General features: G+C 68.9%; 7 protein-coding genes. 4 read left to right on the top strand and 3 right to left on the bottom strand.

Annotated features, from left to right (window positions below; all coding sequences use genetic code 11):
• Positions 1-208 precede the first annotated feature (208 nt).
• Together QZY48_RS13440 and QZY48_RS13435 are read left to right on the top strand one after the other, a co-directional pair.
• Positions 209-883, top strand: a complete 675-nt coding sequence (locus QZY48_RS13440; protein WP_295431397.1) for a hypothetical protein — start codon at positions 209-211, stop codon at positions 881-883.
• 170 nt (positions 884-1053) lie between these two features.
• Positions 1054-2577 carry an OmpA family protein gene (locus QZY48_RS13435; protein ID WP_295431395.1) on the top strand — a complete coding sequence of 508 codons (1524 nt, stop codon included), beginning with the start codon at positions 1054-1056 and terminating at the stop codon, positions 2575-2577.
• Positions 2578-2794: 217 nt separating this feature from the next.
• Here the strand turns inward: QZY48_RS13435 and QZY48_RS13430 are convergent, their stop codons facing one another.
• The 3 genes from QZY48_RS13430 to QZY48_RS13420 all read right to left on the bottom strand — a co-directional run bounded on the left by QZY48_RS13430 (position 2795) and on the right by QZY48_RS13420 (position 5368).
• Positions 2795-3058: an RnfH family protein gene (locus QZY48_RS13430; RefSeq protein WP_100922579.1), complete on the bottom strand. Its 264-nt coding sequence runs from the start codon at positions 3056-3058 to the stop codon at positions 2795-2797.
• Positions 3059-3319: 261 nt separating this feature from the next.
• Entirely contained in the window at positions 3320-4819 is a 1500-nt protein-coding gene (gene rsxC / locus QZY48_RS13425; RefSeq protein ID WP_295431388.1) for an electron transport complex subunit RsxC, read from the bottom strand.
• A 15-nt stretch (positions 4820-4834) separates the two neighbouring features.
• A complete protein-coding gene (locus QZY48_RS13420; protein WP_295431386.1) occupies positions 4835-5368 on the bottom strand; it encodes an RnfABCDGE type electron transport complex subunit B in 534 nt (177 codons plus the stop codon).
• Between the two features lie 605 nt (positions 5369-5973).
• Between QZY48_RS13420 and nifL the strand changes: the two genes are divergently transcribed.
• On the top strand, positions 5974-7623 hold the full coding sequence (gene nifL, locus QZY48_RS13415) for a nitrogen fixation negative regulator NifL (RefSeq protein ID WP_295431384.1): 1650 nt from the start codon (positions 5974-5976) through the stop codon (positions 7621-7623).
• 4 nt (positions 7624-7627) lie between these two features.
• Positions 7628-9259 (top strand): nif-specific transcriptional activator NifA, encoded by a 1632-nt coding sequence (nifA, locus tag QZY48_RS13410; protein WP_295431382.1) that lies wholly within the window; start codon positions 7628-7630, stop codon positions 9257-9259.
• Positions 9260-9381 lie beyond the last annotated feature (122 nt).

Raw genomic sequence — 9381 nt, 5'->3', positions numbered from 1 at the left:
GGAGAAGCGATGCACTTTGGGGTGCGAGAGAATCCGAAGCGCTACGATAATCTCGACAACGACAACGACAACGACAACGACAACGACAACGACAACGACAACGACAACGAAAATGGCGTTACAGGCGGTCCCGAATCGAATTGTTTAACTTATTAGTGAACCGTTCCTAACGTACTTCCGTACCGTACATCTGCGAAGAGGAGCAATCATGCACAAGCATCCGATCGGCCTTGGCGTTCTGCTGGTACTCACGGTCTGCGCCAACCCCCCCGTGCGGGCGCAGGGTGCCGACGACGGCCCCGGCGCCTATCGAGCGCCCGCCGATGTGGGCCGGGCCTCCGGTCAACCGGCACCGGTGCCTGCCCCGGGCGGCGGTTATCAGGTCCCCGGGTATTCCGGGCCGGCCTATGGTCAGCCGGGAGCGGGGTCCGCGCCGGGCGGCGGTTATCAGGTCCCCGGGTACTCCGGGCCGGCCTACGGTCAGCCGGGAGCGGGGTCCGCGCCGGGCGGCGGTTATCAGGTCCCCGGGTATTCCGGGCCGGCCTATGGTCAGCCGGGAGCGGGGTCCGCGCCGGGCGGCGGTTATCAGGTCCCCGGGTATTCCGGGCCGGCCTATGGTCAGCCGGGAGCGGCGCCCGCCCCGGGAGCCGGGGATCGGCCCCCGGGGTACTCCGGCCCCGGCCCGGGCTACGGTTACGCCCCCCAGGGTGGGTACGGACCCGGTAACGGCCAGAGGCCCGGTCCCGGCGGCGACGGACCCGGCTATAACGGCCCCCCCTACGGCGGCGATCAGCCGCCCCCCCGCGCGGGCGGCGACGGCTTCAACCCGATGAAGAACATGCCGAACCCCATGAAGGCCTTCGGCGGGAACCGCAACAACTGATCCACGGCTGAAGCCTTGGACTCCGGCCCGGGGCGGCCGCAACGATGATCAAGGGCGGGGGTGCCGTCCCAGCCGCCGCCCTTGTCTGTTGTCCGCATCGCGGCTAGCATCGCTGCCTTACCCAATCGCGGTACGGTTGGAATTTCTAATTACGTTAAGGGGAGTTTTCCATGGCCTTGTTTGACAGTCTGATTGGTGAACTGGAACAACGCTTCGGCCTGGGCGAAAGCGCCGGCGCCTTCGTCGCGGACACAATTCGTTACATCGTCGCTACGGACCATGGGGGGCTGCGCGGGTTCATCGATCTTTTCAACGAAGCCGGGCTCGGCCACATCGCGGCCTCCTGGGTGACCAAGGTGCGCGAGAGTCTGCCCCTGACCGGGGCCCAACTGGAGGGCGTCCTCGGTAGCGGCCTGATCGACCGCCTGGCGAGCCGGTTTTCGCTGCCGGACTCCACGGCGCGCGACGCGCTGGCCTACGCCGTACCCAAACTCGTCAATTTACTCACACCCGCCGGCTTCATCCAGGACCCGATGGAGGGGGAGGTCGCGTCCTTCCTCGAGCGCTCTGCCGCCGGTGTCACTCCGGTCGCGGCCGCGGTCGGCCCGGCTGCCCTGGTTAAGCCGGCCATCGCCGCGGTCAGCCCGGTCGCGGCCGCGGTCAGTCCGGTCGCCGCGGCTACTCGGCCCGCTACCGTCGCCCCGGCCGCGGTTGCGTCATCCGCCGCCCCGGTCAGTCCGGCCCCCCCGGCGGCCCCGCCGCCCCAACCGCCACAAGCCCGGGAGTCGCGCGGGATGCCCGTCTGGGGCTGGTTGGCGGCGCTCGCCTGGGCGGGACTCCTCGGCTACTGGGCCTGGCACGGACCCGAGCAGGCGCAGGAAGCGCTTGCGGTCGCCGCCGTGCAGCCCCAGGCGCTGCCGGTGCCCCGCCTGGCCCTGAGCAATGACGACGGCAAGGTCCAATACGCGGGTGTGGTGGCGGATGAGAAGTCCCGCGCTACCATCCTCGATGGACTCAATAGTGTGTTCGGTGCGGCCAATTGCTCGGGCGAACTGGCGTTGGATCCCCGGGTGGGGCCGGCGTCCTGGCTTGCCGATCTTGGTGCCCTGCTGCCGCGGTTCAGGCTGCCCGGCGCGGACCTCCTGCTGGAAGGCAACGACGTCAAGGTCGGCGGTTGGCTGTCCGACACCGAGCGCTCAAAGCTGCTGGATGCCATCAAGCGACAGTTTGGAAGCGGTTTTTCGTTCGGGTTCCTGGGGGACAAGACCGGCGAAGCCGTCAAGACGGGCGCCGATCGGACCCGGGCCGCGCTCGCGGCCCTGAGGGCGGGCTACGGCGGTGCCGATCTGGTCAAGGCCCTGAATCTCTGGGTGATCAACTTCTCGACCGACAGCGCCGAGGTTCCGCTCGACAGCCTGCCGCTCGTCACCGCCGCCGCCCAGGCCATCCTGGGCGCCCCGCCAACCGTCGTCATCGAGATTGCCGGCCACACCGACAACAGCGGCGATTCGGCCAGGAACAGGGCCCTGTCGGAGGCGCGCGCCGTATCCGTGCGCGAGGCGCTGGTCGTCGTCGGGGTGCCGGCCGGGCGACTGAACGCAAGGGGCTACGGGAGTGACATCCCGGTGGCGAGCAACGAGACCCCGGCCGGCCGGTTCCGTAACCGCCGCATCGAGTTCAAGACCCAGCAATAAAGGGGCGCCGGGTGCGATCAGAACTGATGTGGTGACCGAGATCCCGGGTACGTTGTCGTTGTCGTTGTCGTTGTCGTAATCTAAAAATCCGACCACGATTACGACAACGACAACGATGCCCGGTCCGTGAGAACGTCCGGTAGCTGTAGCTGCTGAAGCCTTAAGACTCTAGAGGATGGCGGTTGGCCGGAACGATGATCAAAGGCCCGTGGCTCCCTCACTCCCGATCGCGGCGCTCGACGGTCTCCGGGTCGGCGATGATGGGGCGGTAGATCTCGACCCGATTGCCGTCCGCAAGCGGGGTGTCAAGCGTCACGACCCGGCCGAAGATGCCGACCTGATTGCGCGCCAGATCGATCTCCGGGAATTGTGCGAGCAGGCCGGAGCGTTGTATCGCATCCCGTGCCGAACTGCCGTCCGGCACATCGAGCTTGAGCCAGGTCTGTTTGAACTTGTCCGCATAGGCGACGCCGACGTGCATGGTGACCTCCGGGGGTCGAGCTTACAAAGTAACAAGTTAAACGCAATCGTTGTCGTTGTCGTAATCGTAATCGGAAAATCGCTGCAACTTGGCGTGCGAGCGAATCCGGGGCGATACGATAACCTCGACAACGACAACGACAACGACAACGACAACGACGCGAAAAGCATTTCCCGATGGACTTGTTTAACTTGTTGGTGAACCGTTCCTTTGCGTCTTTGCAAAAAAAGATGCCCCCCAGGGTCAACGATCTTTTCCGACTCAGGCCGCCACGTGGCTGTCCGCCGACTGCTCCGCGGATGTCGATGCCGGCGCCGGCGCGGCGGCCTTGGGGTCGCGCTTGCGCGCCGCCATGGCCTCGCGTTTGGCGCGCTGTATCGCCTCGATCCGCTCCGTGCGCTGCTCGATCAGGCGCCGCGTTTCGGTCTGTTTCTGCTTGGTGCGCCCGCGGGCGGCCATCTCGCCCTTGGCGTAGCTGAAGAACTGCGCGAGCGGGATATGGGAGGGGCAGACATAGGAGCAGGAGCCGCAGCCGATGCAGTCCATCAGCCCCAGGCGCACCGTGCCCTCCAGGTCCCCGGCGCGGGCATGGGCGGCCATGTTGAGCGGCAGCAGGCCGCAGGGGCAGGCGGTCACGCAACTCCCGCAGCGGATACAGGCGGAGCGCGGGGCGGCGTTGATCTCGGCCGCGGTCAGGGCCAGGACGCCGTTGCTGCCCTTGACGATCGGGACCCGGGTGCCCGGCAGGGGCGAGCCCATCATGGGACCCCCGCTCACCAGGCGCGCCGGCTCCTCGCGGAAGCCGCCGCAGTGGTCGATCAGGTGCTGCACCGGAGTGCCCAGGGGCACCCGCAGGTTGCGCGGCCGGTTGATGGCCGCGCCGCTCACCGTGACCAGCCGTGCCACCAGGGGCCAGCCCAGACGCAGGGCCTGGTGGACCGCGAAGGCCGTCGCCGGGTTGTGGACGACGACGCCGATGTCGGCGGTCAGGCCGCGGGCCGGGGTCTCCTGGCCGGTGATGGCCTGCACCAGGTGCTTCTCCGAGCCCATGGGGAAGCGCATGGGCAGGTGGGCCACGCTCACCGTCGGGAAGGGCGCGGCGGCCTGGGTCATGGCGTCCTGCGCCTCGGGCTTGTTGTTCTCGATCCCGATGATGATCCGCTCGACCCCGAGCGCATGGGCCATGATGCGGGCGCCGTCCAGGACCCCTTCGGCGTGCTCGCGCATCAGCCGGTCGTCGCAGGTGAGGTAGGGCTCGCATTCGGCCCCGTTGATCACCAGCGTATGCAGACTGTACTTGGTGCGCAGGTTGAGCTTGACCGCCGAGGGGAAGGTCGCGCCGCCCATCCCGACGATCCCGGCCGCCGCGACGCGCGCGGCAATCTCCTCGGGGGTCAGGGCGAAGGGGTCGGGTACCCCCTCCAGACCCTCCACCCAGCGGTCCTCGCCGTCGGGTTGCAGGGTGATGGTGCGCACCGAGAGGCCGGAGGCGTGGTGGGCCGGGAAGCTGCCGATGCCCATGACCCGACCCGAGGTCGGGGCGTGCACCGGGGCGGACATGGGCCCCTGCGCCTGGCCGATGAGTTCTCCCTTGGCGACCCGCTGGCCGCGCCGCACCGCCGGGGTGGCCGGGTTGCCGATGTGCTGTTGCAGCGGGACGTGCAGCAGGGGCGCCAGCGGCAGGTCCTCGATCGCCTGCCCGGCCGCCAGTTGTTTGCGGTCTTGCGGGTGGACGCCGCCGCGGATCTTGAACAGTCTCATGTCGACCTCCTGCGCTTAAGCGGTTGCCAGGGCCGGGTTCGGCCAGAACCAGGTCTGGAGGGTCGGGGCGACGGGCCGCATCTCGATACACTCGGTGGGGCAGACCTCGAAGCACTTCTCGCAGCCGATGCAGGCGTCGGCGAAGACGCTGTGAATCATGTTGTTCGCCCCCATGATCGCGTCCGTAGGGCAGCGCTTGAAGCATTTGGTGCAGCCGACACAGAGGTTTTCATTGACGTGGGCGACCGTTGGGGCCTTCTCCGCCACCCCCGCCAAGTCGACCGTTTTCCCCAGCAGGCTGCCGAGGGCCTCGGCGACCGCCCGTCCCCCGGGTGGGCAGACCGTGGGCGGGGCGGTGCCGGCGGTAAGGGCCTCGGCCGCCTGGCCGCAGCCCACATAGCCGCACTGTCCGCACTGGGAGCCCGGCAGCAGGGCCAGGGCCTGCGCGGTCAGCGGATTGCCCTCCACTTTCAGGTAACGGGAGGCGAGGCCGAGGATGCCGCCCAGGACCAGGCCGAGGAGGGATAGACTACCGATGGCGGCGAGCATGATTCAGTGCCTCTGATGCGAGCGGTAAGCCGCTCCTTTGAAAGCGTATCGAGCCGCGAACAAGCGCACATGCAGCACGTCCGAGGTGCGCTTGCGGACCTCGTCTCAAGCCCTTCTTTGCTTAACTGCACTGCAAACCAGGTGCCAGGAGGTGCGGGGGCCGAGATCGCGCGCCCGGGACCGGCGCGGGGAATGCCGGCCTGCCGCACAAAGCCCTTATCGATCAGTCGAATCGCTTGTCGTGCGGCGCGGCGCGGCGGACCGGGTGCGGGTTCCTGGGCGACGCCCCGCCGCGCTCAGGGCTGTTGACGACATGACAATACCCATGCCGCGACCCAGCAGAATTGTCGTAATATCGACAGCGATGCCTATAGCCCCGCACGCGGGTCGTGCAAGACCGACCGGCCCGGTATGCTTGGCGCATCGCCGTGGCGTCCGGCCTTGCTCCTGGTCCCAACCCCTCGCCCGCCGGTCGGCCGGTCGTTGGTCCGCACAGCAGACCCTACGGCACCGTAGGGTCCGCTGTGCGGACCGAGCGCTGTCGACCGGAAGGACCAGCGCGGCCGGCGACCCGAACCCCAACCCCTGACGCCCAGGAGAACACCGTGTCGGCCCGACCATCCCCGGAGTCCCCGGAAACCCCGGTACAACTCGTCGCCACCGCCCTGGGCGAGTTCCTCGCCGCCCCCCCGCCGGGGACCCCGGGGGAGGTCATCGAGGCCCTCACCCTGATGGCGGGCAACCCGCGCGACCCGCTCTCGCCGCGCCTCTTCTTCGAGGCCGTGGAGCAGGCCCCCTCGGCGATCTCCATCACCGACGCGCGCGCGACCATCCTCTACGCCAACCGCGCCTTCGAGATCCTGACCGGCTTCAGCCGCGTCGAGGTGATCGGACAGAACGAGGCGATCCTGTCCAACCAGGCGACCCCGGACAACGTCTATCAGCACCTGTGGCGGACCATACAGCGCAAGCAGACCTGGACCGGGACCCTGGTCAACCGCACCAAACAGGGCGGGGACTATCTGGCGGAACTGATCATCGCCCCGGTGCTCGACCGCACCGGCGAGATCAAATACTTCCTCGGGATGCACCGCGATGTCACCAAGCTGCACGAACTGGAGGGTGAACTGCGCCGCCAGAAGGCGCGCATCGAGACCGTCCTGGACGCCGCACCCGTGGTGGTGGTCCTGCTCGATGCCGCGGGCCGGGTGATCCTCGCCAACCAGGAATACCAGCGCCTGGTCGGCGACCTGCGCGGGCAGGAACCGGCGCAGACCCTGAGCACGGCGCTGCGCGAACAGGTCGGGCTGGACCCCCTGGCCGAGTGCCTGGCCGGGCGCGCCTTCAAGGACCTGGAGGTCAGCATCGTCCTGCCGGGGGCCAGCGGACCGCGCTGGTTCTCCTGCTCCGGCACCCCGGCCGACGAGGTCGACCCCAGCGCCCGCGGCTTCTTCGGCCGCCAGAAGCCCGGCGAGCGGCGGATGCTGCTCCTCGCCAACGAGGTCACCGCCCGCCGCCGGGAGGTGGACCGGGCGCACCTGGAAAACCTGCGCGCGCGCCTGGCCGAGCAGCAGTTGGCCCATGGGATGCGCGAGGCCCTGGCCGCGGCCATCTACCAGATCCAGGCCCCCATGAACGTGATCCAGGCGGCCGCCGCCATGGCCCGCGGCGGCAATGCGAGCCTCGCCACCCTGGCCGGGATGCTGGATGAGATCAGCCGCTCCGGGGCGCGCGCCCTGGACACCCTGAAGGCGGCCCTGCCGGAGGGGCCGCGCGAGCCCGGGGTCATGGTCAACGTCAATGACCTGCTGCGCCAGGTCCTGGTGCTTGCGACCGACCGGCTGCTGGCCGCCGGGATCGTGGTCGACTGGCGCCCGGCGCACCTGTTGCCGGAACTGCCGGGCCACCAGGATTCTCTGAGATCCCTGTTCAAGCACCTGATCGACAATGCCATCCAGGCAGTCGGCGAGTCCGGCCGGCCGCATCGGGACCTGCTGCTCGCCACCCGCCTGGTGGACGGGGCGGTGGAGGTGGCGATCCAGGACAACGGCCGCGGCATCCCGTTCGAGGACCGCTACCGGGTCTTCGAGCCCTTCTACATCGGCTGGCGCAACCGCCGCGGCCGGGCCGGTATGGGGCTGGCGATGGCCCAGGAGATCGTCACCGAGCACGGCGGCAGTATCGAGGTGGACCCGGACTTCCAGGACGGCTGCCGCATCCTGCTCACCCTGAACGCCGTGTCGGCGGATGAGTGAGCCCATGAATCGCGACCCCCTGGTGCCGGTCACCGCCACTGAGGCGGCGCGGCTGGATCTGCTGGAGACCCAGTTGGCCGCACTCTACGAGGTCAGCACCGTGCTCAGCCGCTCGCTTGATCTGCGCCAGACGCTGCGCGAGGTCCTGCGGGTGCTGCACGAGCGCGGCCGGCTCTGTTATGGACTGGTCAGCCTGCTCGACGAGGAGAGCGGCGAGCTGCTGATCAGCGCCCTCTACAACAAAGAGGATGCCGACCCCTTCGAGCCGGTCAGCTACCGCCCCGGCGAGGGCGTGATCGGGCGGATATTGGAAAAGAACCAGCCCTGGATCCTGCCCCGGGTGGGGGACGAGCCGCGCTTCCTGGACCGGCTGAACCTCTACCAATCGGACCTGCCCTTCATCGGCGTGCCCATCCGCATCGGCGAGGGCGCCGCGGTCGGCGTCTTCGCCGCCCAGCCGCCGGTGGCCGACGGCCTGCTGGAGGAGCGCGCCCGCTTCCTGGAGATGGTCGCCAACCTCATCGGCCAGGCCATCCGCCTGGCGCGCGGGGTCGAGGCCGAACAGGCGGCGCTGCGCGAGGAGCGCGACAAGCTGCGCCGCGAGGTCAAGGGCGTCCACGGCTTCGACAGCATCATCGGGCGCACCCAGCCGATGCGGCTGGTCTTCGACCAGGTCCGCCAAGTCGCCAAGTGGACCACCACCGTGCTCATCCGCGGCGAGTCCGGCACCGGCAAGGAGCTGATCGCCAGCGCCATCCACTACAACTCACCGCGCGCCCGCGCCCCCTTCATCAAGCTCAACTGCGCCGCGCTCCCGGACAACCTGCTGGAGTCCGAGCTCTTCGGGCACGAAAAGGGCGCCTTCACCGGCGCCGTGGCCATGCGCAAGGGCCGCTTCGAGCAGGCCGACGGCGGCACCCTGTTTCTCGATGAGATCGGCGAGATCAGCCCCGCCTTCCAGGCCAAGCTGCTGCGCGTGCTCCAGGAGGGCGAGTTCGAGCGGGTCGGCGGCGGCCGGACGCTGAAGGTCGACGTGCGCATCATCGCCGCCACCAACCGGGATCTGGAGGCCGAGGTGCGCGCCGGCGAGTTCCGCGAGGACCTCTACTACCGGCTCAATGTCATGCCCATCCGCATGCCGGCCCTGCGCGAGCGCATCGAGGACATCCCGGACCTGGCCCGCTTCCTGGTCACCAAGGTCGCGCGGATGCAGGGTCGGGAGCTCTCGATCACCGACAGTGCGCTACGCATCCTCATGCGCCACGACTGGCCCGGCAACGTGCGGGAGCTGGAGAACTGCATGGAGCGCGCGGCCGTGATGAGCGCCGACGGCACCATCGACCGCGGCGTCATCGAACTCACCGGCCTGGATGTCAGCACCTGGGACGGGCGGCCCGCCGGCGCCAGTTTGGGGACCACGCCCGGCAGCGGCGCTGATTCCGGCCCCGAATCGTCTGCGGAATCCGGCCCCAAGGTCGACCTGGACGACCCGGATCTCGACGAGCGCGAGCGCGTCATCGCCGCCCTGGAAGAGGCCGGCTGGGTCCAGGCCAAGGCTGCGCGCCTGCTCAACATGACGCCGCGGCAGATTGCCTATCGGATACAGACCTTGAACATCAAGGTGCGGCAGTTCTGAGCCGGTGGCCGACCCCGGGGGCGCCCGGGAGCGCCCCCTGGGAGCGCCGCACCCCAGTGCGGCGCGTGCTCGCAAAAACCCCGACTGTGTAGGATGGGCAGAGGCCTGGCCGCACTGGGGTG

Source organism: uncultured Thiodictyon sp. (genome assembly GCF_903828115.1).
Classification (GTDB): Bacteria; Pseudomonadota; Gammaproteobacteria; order Chromatiales; family Chromatiaceae; genus Thiodictyon.
Note: the sequence above shows the minus strand (reverse complement) of the source record. Positions and strands in the feature narration are given on the sequence as shown.